This is a genomic window from Brachymonas sp. KE5 (assembly GCF_057773645.1).
The window spans coordinates 2077845-2094543 of record NZ_CM173463.1 but is presented as its reverse complement, the minus strand read 5'-3'; the positions used below and the strand labels follow the sequence as shown (position 1 = coordinate 2094543).

Genomic DNA, 16699 nt, shown 5'->3' with positions numbered 1-16699 from the left:
TTGCCGAGAGCATGCTTCTAGCGCCTGATGGGCGACTAAAGTGCTATACACTGTCAATAGGGTCATATCTGATGCTAGGTTGTTGATCGGCGTTGGGTTTATAGGGAGATATGACTGCTATACACCAAAATTTTTGAAGTATGCACCGTGGAGGTGCATACTGAACGTTAGGTTTCTCCAAAATGGACTGGAAGCTCTTCGCTCAACTGTTCGTTACCTTTATTGTTGCAGCCCTCGGATGGTGGGCTGCGCATGCCTTGTCCGCTCGCCGCGATCTTGCTAACGAACGCCGGAAATTGCGCGTTAGCTATCTTCTTGAGGCATATCGACGCCTAGAAGGAGCAGCAAATCCTCATGATCCAAAATCGAAGAGAACTCAGCTCGAATCAGCGGTCGCTGACATTCAGCTATTGGGGTCTCCTGCTCAAGTAAGAATGGCCTCTGAATTTGCCAAGGCAATTTCCGGTAGCGGCCAAGCACAACTTGACAGCTTGTTGGCAGACCTGCGTCAGTCGTTGAGATCTGAACTCGAATTGGAGTCTGTTGATGAAAAAATCATATTTCTCCGGTTTGGCGACAAAACCTAACATGGCGGTCGAGAGGGACGGCCTGCAAGCTGCGCTTGCAGGTTCCCTCCGCGCTTCGCGCTCCGGCCGCCCCTCACCTCTACTATTAGACATCAATGGATAGCGCCGAACAAGTCAAAGAGGTTTACGCCCACTTCGGGCTTGCGATCTATCTCAGTCAAGTGCTTGAGCACGGAATTGGAAACGCGTTGGTCTACGCCTCACTGATCCCTAACAACATCGGAAAGATTCGTTCCTCATCTGAATGGCATGAAAAGTTCGACCAATTTCTTGGCGCACACTTCGAGAAGACCTTGGGCCGAATGATTTCTGCCTTAAAGACCGAATTGACCGTTCCAGATGATCTGGAATCTCTACTTTCTGCTGCTCTGAAAAACCGTAACTGGCTTGCTCACCATTATTTCCGGGAACGCTCTGACGAATTCATGAATGAAGCAGGGCGAATGAAAATGATCTCAGAGCTTGAGGAAACTCAGGCGCTGTTCTCACGCGCAGATGAAACCCTAGAAGCAGTAACCAAACCGCTGAGAGACAAATATGGCTTCACTGATGAACGCATTGAACAGTTTTTCAAAGAGTACTGCTCGGAGCGAGAGATCGATGTCTAACATCACAATCCACCGGACCATCAAAAAGCTGCGCTTTTTGCCGTCCGGTGATTTTCAACGTTAGAACGCACAGCATGCTCTGTCTCGACCTGCCAGATTCTTTGAACGCTGCATGGGGAAGCATTGTCGGCTTCCTCAATTCGTCCTTCATAAGCGCGTTTTTATCGGCGCTAGCTGGCGCTGGATTCGGCGTCTGGGGGGCGCAGAGCCTTGCGGAGCGATCCGCTAGAGCCAAAGAACTCCTAGAAGCCTTGCGACAGGCAAACGCCATAGTCGTTCTAGCATCGACCATCGCCAATCAGGCTCTTTCGGTAAAGAAGCAGCACATAAAGCCGCTGTCTGACCAGTACTTTAAAGACCGTGATGCTGCCGAAGTTCTACAGAACAATCTGACAAATGGTGCCCCGGCGCAGCCAACCACCTTCCAAATCCAACTGACCAAGATCACTCCGCTGACGCTTCCAATCGAAACGCTCAAGAACTTAACGTTCTCCGCCCAGCTTATGCCAGGGCGGGCACTAGCACTTGTCTCGATGGTCGAGCAATCCATTACTGAGCTTACGCATGCGATCAACACCCGGTCAGAGATGATCGATTCTTTTCACAAGGCCAACCTTCCATCGCACGTTCTGTGCTTCGACTACTTCGGGTTGAAGCGACCGGACGGGAATACAAATGCCATGTATCACGACACCATGGTTGCTGTTTCTCAGTACACAAATGACGTCGCGTTCTTCAGCACAGAACTCGCTGAAGAGCTTCAGGCTCACGCATCGCGCATGCGCGATAAGCTACTTAAGATCCGCCGTGAGGCTCCAAAAGCCAATTCCGTGGACTTCTCTGGCCCGCGCCGATCTGGGCTCATGCCACCACGGGAAGACTATGAATCTTGGTTGTCAGGCTTCAGGACTCAGGAGTGAGGCATGCGGTCTAACAATTCATTCAAGCCGAAGCCGCTTCGCGGCTCGGCTTAATTCACGCGTTAGACTGCAGTGACGGTTACAGGGGGATTCCGTGAGCAAGACAGGTGACGCTCTTAATAGCCTGCTGGAGAACTGGCAGCTTTTGAAAGACCAACGACCTTCAGAGTCAGACTTCAGCCCGCACGGTGTACATCTTTCTTACTCATCACTCGATGAGTATTTCCTAAGGCTGAAGTCTTTAGTTGATGCGCTCGATTCCAAAGGCTATTGGACATCATCTCCTGAGGTAGCGGTCGCAGACCAACCAATATCTAGCCTGCTTAGCACAGTAAATAGCCTTCTAATCAATGCGCGTTCCAACGGTGTCGGCTGGATGCTGGGTAGCGGCTTTCTTGAAGCGTTGAACAACGCACGTCAACTTATTGCGACGTTGACGCGTAGCCAAGCCTCTCTGAACAAAGAAATTGCAAAAGTCCTAACGGATAAGTCTGAAGCAGACATTGAGGCTGTTATCTCAGCCGCTGGAACCGCGCGCACCATCACTCGACTGGAAGCTGATGTAGAAACGCGTGCGAATAAACTTTCCGAAGACTCTGAGAAAGCCTCCGAGGCATTGGATGCTATATCTCAAACTCACGAAAATATTGCCGCTCTCGCAGAAGAGGTGAGCAGCTCAGCGGCTCATATCAAAGGCCTCGAAGCTGACTCAAAGGCCGCACGGGACGAAATTGATCAAGTGCGCGCGGCAGCGCTAGCACAAGAAGATTCGCTTGCCAAGCGCATTGAGTCAACACAAAAGACGATTACCACAACGGATGCAGAGGCAAAGGCGGCACTTGAATCTGTTCGGCAAGCTCTAAAGCAAGTTCGGGATCAAGGTCTTGCGGGCGCTTTCCAGAGCAGGAGCCGCAACCTCGGAAAGGAGAGGTTTGTCTGGGGTAGCATTTTTCTCGCCTCCATCATCTTGCTTGTTTGCTTAGCAATCCGGTTCTCCGTAGATCTAACAGAACTTACTTATGAAAGTCTGACAGTCAACTTGTTGCGGAGATTAGGGCTTGCTGCTCCAGCCGTGTGGTTGGGCTGGTACGCGGCCACTCAGCTTGGACGAGTTTCTCGCGTCCAAGAAGACTATGAATATAAGACTGCCTCTGCGCTGGCCTACCAATCCTACAAAGAAGAGATTGGAGCGCTGGAGGACGACGCGCTGCTGGAAAAACTAGCTGACATTGCCATCTCAAATTTTGGTGAAAGTCCTGTCAGACTCTATGAAAAAGGGCCACATGATGATGCAGTAACCCCTATTCAAGCGGCCGTCAAAGAACTTCCGCCTGAAAAAATAGCAGCGGTACTGGCTGCTATCGGTGAACAATCAATCAAGAGCAAGCTCTGGCAGTTAGGAAAGTAACGGACTGCAGTCTAACAATTCGTTCAAGCCGACGCCGCTTCGTGGCCCGGCCTTTTGTGCTAGCTTCTAGCACAACGCCGAGCCACTACGCAGCGCGGCTTAACTCAGGCGTTAGACGTCATAGACCAAATGGCTTGGCTCTCAAGACTCTTCGGCCGCGTGAAAGACGCCGCGCGCATGTCGTGTCATGGGCGTCTCGCGCGATACCTTCTATCGCTACCGTGACGCGCACGAACAAGGCGGCGTGCAAGCGCTGCTGGACAGCAACCGGCGCAAACCCAATCCCAAGAACCGCGTCGAAGAGGCCGTAGAGGCTGCTGTGATTGCCTATGCCCTGGAGCAACCTGCCCACGGCCAACTGCGTGCCAGCAATGAGCTGCGCCAGCGTGGCATCTTCGTCTCTGGCTCAGGGGTGCGATCGATCTGGTTGCGACACAACCTGGCCAGCTTCAAGCAGCGGCTCGCACAACTGGAGGCGCAAGTGGCACAAACAGGGGCCGTGCTGACAGAAGCCCAGGTGGCCGCACTGGAGCGCAAGAAGTGGCAAGGCCGAGACGCATGACTATCAGTTGTACCTGGCGATCAACGACATCGAGCACAGCAAGACCAAGGCCAATCACCCACAGACCAACGGTATCTGCGAGCGCTTCCACAAGACGATCCTGCAGGAGTTTTCTGAACTTCTACAGTTAAAAGCCTGAACTGGCAAGGATTGTTCGCCGCCGCGCAAGCTGTAGCGTTCTTGCTCTTCCTGATAGCTGGGTTCTTCTATGCCGCAGCAACTTAACCCTGCGATTCTCCGCAATTCATGCGGAGAATAAGCGCCTTATTCGCCGCAAATGCAAGGGGCGGGAATCAATCCAACGCCCCCGGATCCGCCCGCAACACCACCCGCGCCAATTCCGCCGCGCTGCCGATCCCCAGCTTCTCCATCACATGCTGCCGATGGATATGCACGGTCTTCTCGCTGATATCCAGTTCCCTGGCCACCAGCTTGTTCGGCAGCCCGCGCGCCACCAGCAGCGCCACTTCCGCCTCACGCGGTGACAGGCGCGCCAGCGCCTCATGCGCCTCGCGCGTGCGGCTGTCGCGCTGCAGCGTGGCCTCATGCTGGCGCAGTGCCGCGCTCACCACATCCAGCAGCCGCTGATCCTTGAACGGCTTTTCCAGAAAATCAAACGCCCCCTGTTTCATCGCCTGCACGGCCAGTTCCACGTCGCCATGGCCGGTGATGAACACCACCGGCGTGGTCCAGCCGCGCTCGCCCAGCGTGCGCTGCAGTTCCAGCCCGCTCATCTGCGGCATGCGGATGTCCAGCAGCAGGCAGCCGATGCGTTCGTCCGGCTCGGGGCAGGCGGCCAGAAACTCCGGCCCAGAGGCATGGCCGGTCACGTCCCAGCCCATGGATTCGAGCAGGAACAGCAGGGAGCGGCGGAAGGCGGCATCGTCGTCGACGACGTGCAGATGCCAGAGGTCAGGCTGGGTCATAGGCAGGGGCCTCAGCAAGTGGGGGAGGGGGAAGGTAGCGAGGCAGCGTCAGCGTGAAGCGCAGGCCGCGGCCGTGGTCGCCCGCGCGCGCATCGAGCCGGCCGCCATGCGCCTCGGCAATGGTGCGGCAGATGGCCAGGCCCAGGCCGAGGCCGTCGGGCTTGGTGGTGTAGAAGGGCTGGAACAGGCTGTGCAGCGCATCCGGCGGCAGCGGTTCGCCGTCGTCCTGCACGGCCAGTTGCACCTGTCGGGCGTCGGCATCCAGCGCGATTTGCAGCGTCTGGTGTTCCGGCTCCAGCTGGCGCGTGGCGTCCAGTCCGTTTTTCAGCAGGTTGAGCAGCACCTGCTGGATCTGCAGGGCGTCGGCATCCACCAGCACATCGTCCGGCACGCGGTTGTGCACCAGTACGGTGGGTGCATGCACCATCATGCCGCGGAACAGGGCCACGGCATCTTCGGCCAGGCGCACTGGCGAGACGGGGCCGCTTTGCGCGCTGCGCTTGCGCGAGAAGCTGCGGATGCGGGTGACGATGTCGGCGGCGCGATCGGCCTGGGTGGCCACTTCGCCGGCGGCGGTGCGCACGGCATCGTCCGTCAGGCGTTGCTGGTCGGCGCGGCGTAGCAGGCTGCGCGCATAGTTGCCGATGGCGGCCAGTGGCTGGTTCAGCTCGTGCGCCAGCGTGCTCGAGAGTTCGCCCAGCACCGACAGCCGCGCCATGTGGTCGGCCTGTTCCTTGGCCTGGCGTGCCTTGTCTTCAAGCGCATCGCGCGCATCCAGCGCCTGCTGCAGCGCCGCCGTGCGTGCACGCACCTGGTGCTCCACATGCACGGTATAGACGATCCACAGCACGATCAGCAGCGCCAGCCCGGCCACCCAGGGCCAGTAGCGCTGCGCCAGCACCATCAGGGTGGGCTCGCGCAGGTAGGCGTAGGGCCCGATTTCCAGCGTGCGGAAAAGTTCGTGCACCGACTGGTAATCGGCCGGCACCGACCAGCTCATCTGGTCGGCCGCCACCGTCATGCCCAGCAGCGAGGCGGTGAGTTGCTTGGCCAGTTCCGGCGAGGTGCCGCGCAGGCTGGCCACTGGCCAGTTGGGGTAGAGGCGGGTAGAGCTCGCACACGGAAAGCCCGGCAACTGCACCGGCGCCACCACGCGCAGTTGCTGCTGCCACTGCGGATGCGCTTCCAGCAGGCAGGTGCGGATCACGCCGGCATCGGCCTTGCCGTCCAGCACGGCCTGTACCACCTGTTCCATTGGCAGGCCGGTAAGGATCAGGCGCGCGCTGTCCACCGCCGGGTCCATGCCGATGCGCGCCATTTCGCCCCACAGAATCTGGTAGCCGGCAAAGGCTTCCTGGCCGACCACCGCCAGGCGCTGGTTGCGCAGGTCCTGCAACTGCTGCAGGTCGGCGCGATCGCGCAGGGTAATCACGGTAGAGCCAAAGGCCGCTCCGCTGGCGCTGCCTTCCTGCATGCCGTGGTCCAGCGTGAGCAGGCGTGTTACGCCGTGGCGCGATTCCAGCTCCACGTACTGGCCGGGGTTGGTGATCAGGAAGGCGATGGTGCCGGATTCGACCGCCTGGCTCAGGCCGTTGTGGTCCAGGTATTGCAGGCTGAAGCGGTAGCCGGGCAGGGTATCCTGCAGGTGCTGCAACAGCGGGCGCCAGTCCATGGCGATGCTGTCATCGCGCATGAAGGCGAGCACGCCGATGCGCACTTCGGGAGCAGAAGCGGCGGGCCTGGCGGCAGCAGCGGCCGTACTGGCGGGGGCGGATGGCGCATCGGGCGCACCCTGTGCCGACGAAGCAGCCACGCCCAGCAGGCAGGCCAGCGCAAACGCTCCCGCCCGACACCGCCGCCACAGTCCAGCAACCATCCTCATGGCCCCATTCTAGGCCGCCACCCTGCCGCGGGGCAGTCGGTACAAGCATGCAGCGGCATAGGGAAAAGCATCTATTCCGATCAACGATCCCGCCAATGGCACACAAAGAATGGGGTTATTACAGTCAAGGCATCGGCTGAATCTGCAGGAGCGAGATGCAATGAAAAACCCCCAATCCCCATCCCCGGCAGGCGGCGCGGCCCCTTCGGCCTCGCGCCGCAATTTCCTGCGCGGCATCCCCGTCATCACCGCGGCTGCGGCCACCGTGCCCACCCCCGCCATGGCAGAAACCAGCAAGCACCACTGGGGCATGCTGGTCGATGTGCGCAAGTGCATCGGCTGCCAGGCCTGCACCGTCTCCTGCATCCAGGAGAACGTGGTGCCGGAGGGCAGCTTCCGCACCGTGGTGTCCACCTACAGCGTGAAGGTGAAGGATTCGGTGCAGCCGGCCGGCACCTATGTGCTGCCGCGCCTGTGCAATCACTGCGACGAGCCGCCCTGCGTGCCGGTCTGTCCGGTCAGCGCCACCTACAAGCGCGCCGACGGCATCGTGGTGGTCAACAACGAGCGCTGCGTGGGCTGTGCCTACTGCGTGCAGGCCTGCCCGTATGACGCACGCTTCATCAACCACGAAACCAACAAGGCCGACAAGTGCACCTTCTGCGCCCACCGCGTGGAAGCCGGCCTGCTGCCCGCCTGCGTGGAAACCTGCGTCGGTGGCGCCCGTATTTTCGGTGACCTGAACGATCCCAATGGCGTGCTGCGCCAGCAGCTCGATGCCAACAAGGACAAGCTGAAGGTGCTCAAGCCCGAGCAGGGCACCAAGCCGCAGGTGTACTACATCGGGCTGGACGAGCGCTTCACCGGCAAGGTCGAAGGCCAGGGCACGCTGTGGAAACCGCGCGCCACCCACGGCTGACAAGGAGAACCCCATGAGCACGATTGTCGAAACCATCAACGTCGCACGCGAAGTGGCCTGGCTGCCCTGGGCCGTGCAGTACTTCTTCCTGATCGGCTTGTCCTATGGCGCCTTCCTGCTGTCGCTTCCGGGCGTGGCGCTGCGCAAGCCGGGCTGGGAGGTGATCTCGCGCCTGGCCCTGCTGGCCGCGCTGGTGTGCGGCCTGAGCGCCCCGGTGGCGCTGCTGGCCGACCTGCACCAGCCGGGCCGCTTCTGGCACTTCTATGCCTACTTCTCGCCCAAGTCCTGGATGTCCTGGGGTTCCTTCTTCATTCCGGTCTATCTCACCGGTCTGATCCTGTACGCCTGGCTGGCCTTCCGTCCGCTGCTGCAGCAGCATGCCGACGAAAACGGCCGCTTTGCCACCGTGGCGCGCTGGATCGCCCTGGGCGGGCACGAAAGCCGCGGCCCGCTGCTGATGGCCGCTGCGCTGGCGCTGATCGGCGCCGTGCTGGTGGCCCTGTACACCGGTGTGGAAGTGATGGTGGTGCGTGCCCGTCCGCTCTGGCATACGCCGCTGCTGCCGCTGCAGTTCGTCATCACCTCGCTCGGCGGCGCGGCCGGCCTGACGCTGCTGTTCAACCGCTTCGGCCCCAGCCGTGACGATGCCGCCATCAACCGCCGCCTCGCGCACACCGTGGCCTGGATGCAGTTGGCCTCTCTGCTGCTGGGCGGCGTCTGGCTGGCGCTGGGCCTGAGCGGCATCTCCCCGATCCACGCCGAGGCGCTGGCCGAAGTGGGCGGCTCCAACAACTGGCAGATGGCCGCCGCCTGGGCCGTAGTCGTCACTGCCATCACCTGGTGGCTGGGCTGGAAGCGCCCCAACAGCAGCCTGCTGCTGGCCCTGCTGGCGCTGCACTCCGCCTGGATGATCCGCTGGGCCATCTTCATCGGCGGCCAGGAAGTGCCCAAGACCGGCGCCGGCTACTACAGCTACCAGCTGCCGCTCGGCCCCGAAGGCCTGCTCGGCATCATCGGCACCGCCGGCCTGTGGGTGTTCCTGTTCATCGTGATCACCTATGTGCTGCCGCTTGACCGCATCGGTCGCCCGACCCCTGCCAAGGCCTGATCCCGGCCCCCGCACAAGATTCCCTCAAGGAGTACGAACATGAAAAAACTGGAACGTCGTGACCTGATCGCCGCCGGTGGGCTGGCTGCCTTCGGCGCCGGTTTCTCGCAGACCCTGGGCCGCATGGCAGAGGGCGTGCTGGGCGAGCAGCCCGAGCGCCACTTCGAACACGGCCGCTCGCCCGAGCCCGAGTTCAGCGTCGATCCCGCCACCGGCGCGCTCAAGATGAACCCCAAGCAGCAGGTGAGCTACACCGTCTGCCAGGGCTGCACCACGCTGTGCGGCGTGCGTGTGCGCATCGACAAGGAAAGCGGCAGCGTGATCCGCGTCACCGGCAATCCCTACAACCCGCTCTCCACCGATCCGCACCTGCCGATGAAGGCACCGTTCAAGGAAAGCCTGATCAGCGTCTCCGCCTTCAAGGACAAGGGTCTGGGCGGCCGCTCCACTGCCTGCGGCCGCGGCAACGCGGCCATGGACCAGATGAACTCGCCGTTCCGCGTGCTGACCCCGCTCAAGCGCGTCGGCCCGCGCAATGGCGGCCGCTGGGAGCCGATCAGCTTCGAGCAGCTGGTGAAGGAAGTGACCGAAGGCGGCGACCTGTTCGGCGAAGGCCATGTGGACGGCCTGGCCAAGCTGCGCGACCTGAAAACCCCGATCGACCCCAATGCACCGGAACTGGGCGCCAAGGTCAACCAGGTCGGCGTGGTGATGAGCGTGAATGACGGCCGCGATTTCTTCTCGCAGCGCTTCTGGAAACAGTCCTTCGGCACGCTCAACTACGTGGGCCACGGATCGTATTGCGGCGGTGCCTACCGCTCCGGCTCCGGCGCGCTGTTTGGCGACATGAAGGCCATGCCGCACGGCAAGGTGGACTTTGCCAACGCCGAGTTCGCCATGTTTGTCGGCACCGCCCCGGCCAACGCCGGCAACCCGTTCAAGCGCAGTGGCGCGCTGGTGGCCAAGGCGCGCGCGCAGGGCGTGCTCGACTATGTGGTGGTCGATCCGGTACTGACCAACGCCGACAACCGCGCCGTGCCCACGCGCAGCCACTGGGTGCCGATCCGCCCCAGCACCGACGGCGCGCTGGCCATGGGCATCATGCGCTGGATGTTCGACAACAACAAGGTCAACACCGCCTATCTGGCCTTCCCGAACCAGGAAGCGGCCAAGGCCGGCGGCGAGCCGTCCTTCACCAACGCGACCTGGCTGGTGATTGCCGAAAAAGGCCACCCGCGCTTCGGCCGCTTCGTGCGCGGTACGGATCTGGGTCTGGTGGAACTGACGGACGAGGAGCGCTACAAGGAAAAGGATCCCTACTACGTGCTGGGCGCGGATGGCGCACTGGTGGATGCAGGCACCTACATGGGCGCCGCCCAGCTGGAAGCCACGCAGCCACTGACCATCGGCGAGCAGCAGGTTGCCATCAAGACCGCCTACCAGCTGCTGCGCGAATCGGCGCAGAAAATGACCGTCAAGCAGGCGTCCGACATCACCGGCATTCCGGTTGACGTCATCAATGGCCTGGCCACCGAACTGACCAGCCACGGCCGCAAGGCCTGCGTGGTGAGCCACGGCGGCATGATGGGCGGCAACGGCTTCTACAACGCCTATGCGCTGATGACGCTCAACGCCCTGATCGGCAGCCTCAACTACAAGGGCGGCTTTGCCTTCAACGCCGGCGGCTTCCGTGACGCCAACCCGGGCCCGCGCTACAACCTGGCCACCTTCGAGGGCGAGATCAAGCCCAAGGGCATCCCGCTGGGCCGCAACGTGCCCTACGAGCGCACCAGTGAGTTCAAGAAGCGCAAGGAAGCCGGCGAGAAACCCTATCCCGCCAGGGACCAGTGGTTCCCCAACGCGCCCGGCCTGGCCACCGAATGGTTCACCGCCGCGCTCAACGGCTATCCCTACAACCTGAAGGCGCTGGTGCTGTGGTCGGCCAACCCGATCTACGGCATCCCCGGCCTGCGCCCGCTGATCGACGAACAGCTCAAGGATCCGAAAAAGCTCCCGCTCATTATCGCCATCGACCCGCTCATCAACGAGAGCAGCGCCTATGCCGACTACATCGTCCCCGACAGCGTGATGTACGAAAGCTGGGGCTGGGTGGCGCCCTGGGCTGGCGTGCCCACCAAGACCATGGCCGCGCGCTGGCCGGTGGTCGAGCCCAAGGCAGAGAAAACGCCCGAGGGCATTGCCATCGGCATGGAAAGCTTCCTGATCGCCGTGGCGAAGAAGCTGAACCTGCCCGGTTTCGGCCCCGCCGGCCTGACCGACAAGGACGGCAACCCGGTGCCGCTGGAGCGCCCGGAAGACTGGTATCTGCGCGGCGGCGCCAACGTGGCCTTCGCCGGCAAGGAGCCGGTGGGCGATGCCACCGACGAAGACATCCAGCTCTCCGGCGTGGAGCGAATCCTGCCGCTGATCAAGTCCACCGTGAAGGAGGACGAATGGCGCAAGGTGGCTTTCCTCTACACCCGCGGCGGCCGCTACCAGCCGCTCAACCAGTCGCAGGACGAAACCAACCCCGACTGGCAGACCTGGAAGTTCGAAAAGGCGCTCTGGCTCTGGAACGACAACCTCGCCGGCGCCAAGAACAGCCTGACCGGCAAGCCCTACAGCGGCTGCGCCACCTGGACGCCGCCCGCTTTCTGCGATGGCACGCCCATGCGGGACGTGTACAAGCCGCAGGACTGGCCGCTGACGCTGATCAGTTTCAAGTCGCCGCTGCAAAACTCCTACAGCATCGCCACCCGCATCACCGGCGTGCACCCGGACAACCCGGCCATCGTGCACCCGCAGGATGCCGAACGCGCCGGCCTGCGTACTGGTGATGTGGCCAAGCTGCAAACCCCCGGCGGCGAAGCGAAATGCACCGTGATCGTGCACGAAGGCGTGGTGCCCGGCACCGTGGCCATCGAGCACGGCTACGGTCACAAGGAACTGGGTGCCCGTGCCCACACCCTGGGCGGCCAGCGACAGCCCGATCGCCCGGACCTGCGCGCAGGCATCAACATCAACGATATCGGCCTGCAGGACCCCACCCGCGGCGGCAAGCACATCTGGGTGGACTCGGTTTCCGGCACCTCGGTGCGCAATGGCCTGCCGGCCCGCATCCGCCGCGCCTGATCAACGTTTTGTCCCTGCTCTCGGCCCTTCGGGGCCGGAGTGTTTGGCCTCCAGCCCCTAACGGCTGGAGGTTTTTTTGTCTCCGTTCCGCCATGGTGGGCCGTTTCAGCACGGGCCAGGGAATGCGCGTTGCACTTGCTGCCCCGACGAGGCGGCTTGCGTCAAGTCTGCGCCGGGTTTCCCTGCATCGTCGCCGCCAGCTCGTCATCAATGGCGGAGGCCCGCACATGCGCCTCGCGCCCCAGGATCGGCGCAATATAACGCTCGAACACCGGGCGCTTCTCGATGGTGCCGAACTGCAGCCCCCACATCAGGTGCGAAGCCAGATACAGATCAGCCGCCGTGAAATGCTCGCCGCACAGGTAGGAGCCCTTGTCCAGCGTGCGTTCCAGCTCGATCTCCAGCGTGTCCAGCACATCGGCATACGATCCATAGCCGGCAGTGCGCGACTGCTCCGGCGTGCCGGGATGCAGATTGAGCGCATGCGCCGTCACTGCGGCCTCCAGCGGCCCGGCCGCAAAGAACAGCCAGCGGTAGTAGATGCCGCGCGCCGGACTGGTCACTGCCGGCGCCAGATGCTGCAGCGGAAACTGGTCCGCCAGATAGGCGCAGATGGCGGCGGCTTCCGTCACCACCACGTCGCCATGCCGGATGGCCGGCACCTTGCCCATGGGGTTGATGGTCTTGTATTCGTCCGCCTTCATGCTCGTGCCGTAGTCGAGCAGCACGGTGTCGTAGGGGCGGCCGGTTTCCTCCAGCATCCAGCGGGCGATGCGGCCGCGGGAGTAGGGGTGGGTGTAGAGCGTGAGCGGGGTAGTCGGCATCAGGGAACTCCTCGAGTGGACAGCGCACGGCAGCGCCGTTTCTGCGCATGGTAGGCGCGGAACATGACAGGTGCTGTCAGCAGTTGTACTAAGCGGCCGAATTTGCGGCGACAATGCCGCAATGGAGATTTTCAGCATCGTGTTCATGCTGGGTCTGGCAGCCATGGTGCTCAACGCCAACGCCCAGCGCAAGCGGCTGGCCTTTCTGGCCGGACATTTACGCCCCTACCAGATCGAAAAGCAGATGGAGAGCCTGATCGACGGCTACCTGCGCGCCCTGGGCGAATCCGACCCGGCGCGCCAGCAGCAGGTCTGGGGCACACTGGACGCTACCGAACAGTCACTCAGCCAGCAGGTCACCCGTCTGGCCGAAGACCTGCAGCGCGCTGACCCGGCGCAGACACGCATGAGCGGCGTACCGCTGCAGGCCCTGCTGGCCGACAAGCTGCCCGATTCCGCCGTGCTCGATCTGCGCGCCCTGATTCAGGTGCATGCCCAGGGCATTGCCGCCCTCGCGCGGCATCCCGATGGGGAAACCCCCGCCGCGCGCAAGCAGCGTGCCTACACCATGAGCGCCGAACTGCTGCTCCTGCAGCACAGTTGCCACTGGTATTGCCGCTCGCTGGCGCTGGCCTCGGCACGCCTGCAGGCCAAGCACGACACGCCCTATCGCCAGGTCGTGCAGTCGGTCTCGAACGGCACCCGCCAGGCCTATGCGCGGCTGACCAATTACCCGCTCTGAGTGCCTGACAAAAACGGCCGCTCATGGGCGGCCGTTGGCGTGGAAGGCGGCAGAGCTTAGCGCGGGCAATAGGTTTCCATCACCTGGGTCATCACCTTGTCTTCGCGAGTGACGGGGATGTCGTGGCCCTTGCCCTTGGACTGATCCAGCAGTTTGCCTCCCAGATGCGGCTGCGTGTAGTAGCGCACCTGGTTCATGGTGTACGTTTTTGCCTTGCAGTTCAGCACGAACTCGGAAGACAGGGAGCGGTGGCCGAGCTGCGTGGCGTGGTTCATGTTCCAGACGCCGTCAAAGCGGACCAGGCCCTTGGCCGGGCTGTTTTCCTTCACGCTGTTCGGGTTGATCAACAGTTCCTCGCCGAAGCCGGCAGCGCGACGGTGCCCAGTGCAGCACCGACCACCAGCGCGCCCAACAGACGGGAAGAAGCAGATATCGAGAAAGTCATGGCAGTTAATCGCCCCGAAAGGGAAAATAGAAAGGTCGTTCGATTATGACCTTTGCCACCTGCCAGTCTGTAACGACGATGCAAGCAGCCGCTTCCGTTTGTATCCGAACGGGATGATGGGGCGGCTGCGCTGCGTCTTCGCTCAGCGTGCGCTGCCCAGCGACAGCCCCGCGTGCTCGCGCAGCGGATGGAAGTGGATCTTCGGGAACCGTTCCTGTGCCAGCCGCACGTCATACGGGCTGGTGCACAGAAAGGCCAGCGAATCGGCCGCATCGTGCGCCAGCCGCATCGGATAGGCGGCCTCGAACTCGCGCAGTTCGGCTGGCGTATCGGCTGTGATCCAGCGCGCGCCGGTGTACTGGCAGCCTTCCAGCCGCACCTCGCAGTCGTATTCGGTCTTGAGGCGGTGCTGCACCACCTCGAACTGCAGCTGGCCGACCGCACCCAGCAACATGTTGCCGCCCGCATCGGGCTTGAACACCTGAATCGCACCTTCCTCGCCGAGCTGCATCAGGCCTTGCTGCAACTGCTTGGTGCGCAGTGGGTTCTTCAGCACCACGGTCATGAACATCTCGGGCGCAAAGAAGGGCAGGCCGGTGAACTGCAGGTTCGGCCCGTCGGTAATGCTGTCGCCCAGTTGCACGCCGCCGTGCGTGGTAAAGCCGATGATGTCGCCGGCGTAGGCCTCTTCCACCGCCTCGCGGCGCTGCGACATGAAGGTCACCACACTGGTCGGGCGCAACTCCTTGCCGGTGCGCTGCACCTTCATCTTCATGCCCGGCGTGTACTTGCCGCTGGCCACACGCACGAAGGCGATGCGGTCGCGGTGGTTGCTGTCCATATTGGCCTGCACCTTGAACACCACGCCGGCAAAGCTCTCGTCATCTGGTTGCACGATACGCTCTTCGCGGTTGCGGTTGACCTCGGCATAGGCCAGGCGCGCGCCGGGCGGCGGCGACATGTCGACCACCGCATCCAGCACTTCCATCACCCCGAAGTTGTTCACGCCGGAGCCGAAGAACACCGGCGTCAGCTTGCCGGCCAGGAAGGCTTCGTGGTCCCATTCTGCGGAGGCGCCCACGGCCAGTTCCATGCTTTCCAGCGCATGGTCGAAAGCGTCGCCAAAGCGCGCGCGCAGCTTGTCGGCATCGCTCAGCGGAATCACCTCGAAATCCTGCGGACGCTTCTCGCTGCCGGCCTGGAACACCGTCATGCTCTGCGTGCGCAGGTTGATGATGCCGCCGAAGGTCTTGCCCTGGCCCACCGGCCAGGTGATCGGGCAGCAGGGCATGCCCAGCTCGCGCTCCACCTCGTCCAGGATGTCGAGCGGATCGCGCACCTCGCGGTCCATCTTGTTGACGAAGGTGATGATGGGCGTGTCGCGCTGGCGACAGACCTCGATCAGGCGGCGCGTCTGCGCTTCCACACCGTTGGCGGCATCGATCACCATCAGCGCGCTGTCCACGGCGGTCAGCACGCGGTAGGTGTCTTCCGAGAAGTCCTTGTGGCCGGGCGTGTCAAGCAGGTTGATCACGTGGTCGCGGTAGCTCATCTGCATCACCGACGAGGCCACCGAGATGCCGCGCTGCTTCTCGATCTCCATCCAGTCGGAAGTAGCGTGGCGGCTGGCCTTGCGGCCCTTGACCGCACCGGCGATCTGGATCGCGCCGGAGAAAAGCAGCAGCTTTTCCGTCAGCGTGGTTTTACCGGCGTCGGGGTGGGAGATGATGGCAAAGGTGCGGCGGCGGCGGGTTTCGGGGGTGTAGGACACGGGGCGCGGCTTTGGGACAATGAGAAAAAGCCGCGCAGGGCGGCTGGAGGCGCATGCAGGCCTGAAGCCCGAGTGCGTGCAAAAGCATGATTTTACTGTGCAGCGTGATTGGCGGCCAGTTGCGGCGTTGCCCGGCGGTGCTGGTGCAGGGCTTGCCGGGGGGCTCAGGGCAGCGGCGCGGCATCAACGCGCACAACGCCACGCCGGGAATGTCCCGCTGCCGGATACGGTGCTCAGGCGCGGGCCCATAGATTTTCCCTAAAACGTCAATAATTACGTGTGTGCGATACAGGCGCGTGGGCTGCCTACAATGCAAGACACACCGGACACACCCGTTCCGCATGACACCTTGAACACGGAGACCCCATGGCCAGGAAATCTGCTTCCCTTCCCGTCAACATCGGCATCAGCGACGCCAAGCGCAAGAAAATCGCCGAAGGCCTGTCCAAACTGCTGGCCGACAGCTACACGCTGTACCTGATGACGCACAACTTCCACTGGAACGTCACCGGCCCGCAGTTCAACAGCCTGCACGTGATGTTCATGGACCAGTACACCGAGCAATGGAACGCGCTGGACGTGATCGCCGAGCGTATCCGCGCCCTGGGCTTCCCCGCACCGGGCACCTACAAGGAATTCGTCAAGCTCGCTTCGATCCAGGAAGTGGAGGGCGTGCCGAAAGCCACCGACATGATTCGCCACCTGGTACTGGCGCAGGAAGCCACCGCCCGCACTGCGCGCGCGCTGTTTCCGGTCGTGGACGATGCCAACGACCAGCCCACGGCCGACGTGCTGACCCAGCGCATCGACGTGCACGAAAAGACCGCCTGGATGCTGCGCAGCCTGCTGGAGGAGTGAGCGACTG

14 protein-coding genes and 1 pseudogene are annotated in these 16699 nt (G+C 62.4%); 10 read left to right on the top strand and 5 right to left on the bottom strand.

Features of this window, described 5'->3' with window-relative positions; genetic code table 11:
* Positions 1 to 182: 182 nt before the first annotated feature.
* The 5 genes and pseudogenes from ACX36O_RS09935 to ACX36O_RS09915 form a co-directional block, all read left to right on the top strand.
* Positions 183 to 587: a hypothetical protein gene (locus ACX36O_RS09935; protein WP_488359724.1), complete on the top strand. Its 405-nt coding sequence runs from the start codon at positions 183 to 185 to the stop codon at positions 585 to 587.
* Positions 588 to 682: 95 nt separating this feature from the next.
* The gene (locus ACX36O_RS09930; RefSeq protein WP_488359723.1) at positions 683 to 1195 is read left to right on the top strand and encodes a hypothetical protein; all 513 of its coding nucleotides are present in this window, start codon (positions 683 to 685) and stop codon (positions 1193 to 1195) included.
* A gap of 74 nt (positions 1196 to 1269) precedes the next feature.
* Positions 1270 to 2115: a hypothetical protein gene (locus tag ACX36O_RS09925; RefSeq protein WP_488359722.1), complete on the top strand. Its 846-nt coding sequence runs from the start codon at positions 1270 to 1272 to the stop codon at positions 2113 to 2115.
* Positions 2116 to 2209: 94 nt separating this feature from the next.
* On the top strand, positions 2210 to 3523 hold the full coding sequence (locus ACX36O_RS09920; RefSeq protein WP_488359721.1) for a zinc ribbon domain-containing protein: 1314 nt from the start codon (positions 2210 to 2212) through the stop codon (positions 3521 to 3523).
* 172 nt (positions 3524 to 3695) lie between these two features.
* Positions 3696 to 4206 (top strand): annotated as a pseudogene (locus ACX36O_RS09915) (helix-turn-helix domain-containing protein); the annotation flags it as partial.
* 172 nt (positions 4207 to 4378) lie between these two features.
* On the opposite strand, the gene ACX36O_RS09910 reads toward ACX36O_RS09915, so the two are convergent.
* Positions 4379 to 5011 (bottom strand): response regulator transcription factor, encoded by a 633-nt coding sequence (locus tag ACX36O_RS09910; protein WP_213361317.1) that lies wholly within the window; start codon positions 5009 to 5011, stop codon positions 4379 to 4381.
* The gene (locus tag ACX36O_RS09905; RefSeq protein ID WP_488359720.1) at positions 4998 to 6893 is read right to left on the bottom strand and encodes a sensor histidine kinase; all 1896 of its coding nucleotides are present in this window, start codon (positions 6891 to 6893) and stop codon (positions 4998 to 5000) included. The genes ACX36O_RS09910 and ACX36O_RS09905 overlap by 14 nt, the downstream gene beginning before the upstream one ends.
* Before the next feature lie 160 nt (positions 6894 to 7053).
* On the opposite strand from ACX36O_RS09905, the gene dsrO reads away from it, so the two are divergent.
* From dsrO to ACX36O_RS09890, 3 genes are read left to right on the top strand one after another with little or no spacing between them, the layout of a single operon-like run.
* Positions 7054 to 7812, top strand: coding sequence for a sulfate reduction electron transfer complex DsrMKJOP subunit DsrO (gene dsrO, locus ACX36O_RS09900; protein WP_488359719.1), 759 nt, complete (start codon positions 7054 to 7056; stop codon positions 7810 to 7812).
* Between the two features lie 13 nt (positions 7813 to 7825).
* The gene (nrfD, locus tag ACX36O_RS09895; protein WP_091813535.1) at positions 7826 to 8920 is read left to right on the top strand and encodes an NrfD/PsrC family molybdoenzyme membrane anchor subunit; all 1095 of its coding nucleotides are present in this window, start codon (positions 7826 to 7828) and stop codon (positions 8918 to 8920) included.
* Positions 8921 to 8959: 39 nt separating this feature from the next.
* Positions 8960 to 12052 (top strand): molybdopterin dinucleotide binding domain-containing protein, encoded by a 3093-nt coding sequence (locus ACX36O_RS09890; RefSeq protein ID WP_488359718.1) that lies wholly within the window; start codon positions 8960 to 8962, stop codon positions 12050 to 12052.
* Positions 12053 to 12213: 161 nt separating this feature from the next.
* On the opposite strand, the gene ACX36O_RS09885 is transcribed toward ACX36O_RS09890, so the two are convergent.
* Positions 12214 to 12876 (bottom strand): glutathione S-transferase family protein, encoded by a 663-nt coding sequence (locus ACX36O_RS09885; RefSeq protein ID WP_371699082.1) that lies wholly within the window; start codon positions 12874 to 12876, stop codon positions 12214 to 12216.
* Positions 12877 to 12997: 121 nt separating this feature from the next.
* On the opposite strand from ACX36O_RS09885, the gene ACX36O_RS09880 reads away from it, so the two are divergent.
* Positions 12998 to 13618, top strand: a complete 621-nt coding sequence (locus ACX36O_RS09880; RefSeq protein WP_488359717.1) for a hypothetical protein — start codon at positions 12998 to 13000, stop codon at positions 13616 to 13618.
* Between the two features lie 56 nt (positions 13619 to 13674).
* Here ACX36O_RS09880 and ACX36O_RS09875 read toward each other — a convergent pair whose 3' ends face one another.
* Together ACX36O_RS09875 and ACX36O_RS09870 are read right to left on the bottom strand one after the other, a co-directional pair.
* Complete coding sequence (locus ACX36O_RS09875) at positions 13675 to 13965, bottom strand: surface-adhesin E family protein (RefSeq protein ID WP_488359716.1); 291 nt, start codon at positions 13963 to 13965, stop codon at positions 13675 to 13677.
* Between the two features lie 240 nt (positions 13966 to 14205).
* Positions 14206 to 15834, bottom strand: coding sequence for a peptide chain release factor 3 (locus tag ACX36O_RS09870; RefSeq protein WP_488359715.1), 1629 nt, complete (start codon positions 15832 to 15834; stop codon positions 14206 to 14208).
* A 366-nt stretch (positions 15835 to 16200) separates the two neighbouring features.
* Here ACX36O_RS09870 and ACX36O_RS09865 point away from each other — a divergent pair, with 366 nt between their 5' ends.
* Positions 16201 to 16692 (top strand): Dps family protein, encoded by a 492-nt coding sequence (locus ACX36O_RS09865; protein ID WP_091813551.1) that lies wholly within the window; start codon positions 16201 to 16203, stop codon positions 16690 to 16692.
* The last annotated feature ends 7 nt before the right edge of the window (positions 16693 to 16699 follow it).

Excerpts from the sequence above, each read along its gene's own strand:
- ACX36O_RS09935 (WP_488359724.1), top strand. The coding sequence starts at position 183 with ATGGACTGGAAGCTCTTCGCTCAACTGTTCGTTACCTTTATTGTTGCA.
- ACX36O_RS09930 (WP_488359723.1), top strand. The coding sequence starts at position 683 with ATGGATAGCGCCGAACAAGTCAAAGAGGTTTACGCCCACTTCGGGCTT.
- ACX36O_RS09925 (WP_488359722.1), top strand. The coding sequence starts at position 1,270 with ATGCTCTGTCTCGACCTGCCAGATTCTTTGAACGCTGCATGGGGAAGC.
- ACX36O_RS09910 (WP_213361317.1), bottom strand. The coding sequence starts at position 5,011 with ATGACCCAGCCTGACCTCTGGCATCTGCACGTCGTCGACGACGATGCC.
- ACX36O_RS09905 (WP_488359720.1), bottom strand. The coding sequence starts at position 6,893 with ATGAGGATGGTTGCTGGACTGTGGCGGCGGTGTCGGGCGGGAGCGTTT.
- dsrO (WP_488359719.1), top strand. The coding sequence starts at position 7,054 with ATGAAAAACCCCCAATCCCCATCCCCGGCAGGCGGCGCGGCCCCTTCG.
- nrfD (WP_091813535.1), top strand. The coding sequence starts at position 7,826 with ATGAGCACGATTGTCGAAACCATCAACGTCGCACGCGAAGTGGCCTGG.
- ACX36O_RS09890 (WP_488359718.1), top strand. The coding sequence starts at position 8,960 with ATGAAAAAACTGGAACGTCGTGACCTGATCGCCGCCGGTGGGCTGGCT.
- ACX36O_RS09885 (WP_371699082.1), bottom strand. The coding sequence starts at position 12,876 with ATGCCGACTACCCCGCTCACGCTCTACACCCACCCCTACTCCCGCGGC.
- ACX36O_RS09880 (WP_488359717.1), top strand. The coding sequence starts at position 12,998 with ATGGAGATTTTCAGCATCGTGTTCATGCTGGGTCTGGCAGCCATGGTG.
- ACX36O_RS09865 (WP_091813551.1), top strand. The coding sequence starts at position 16,201 with ATGGCCAGGAAATCTGCTTCCCTTCCCGTCAACATCGGCATCAGCGAC.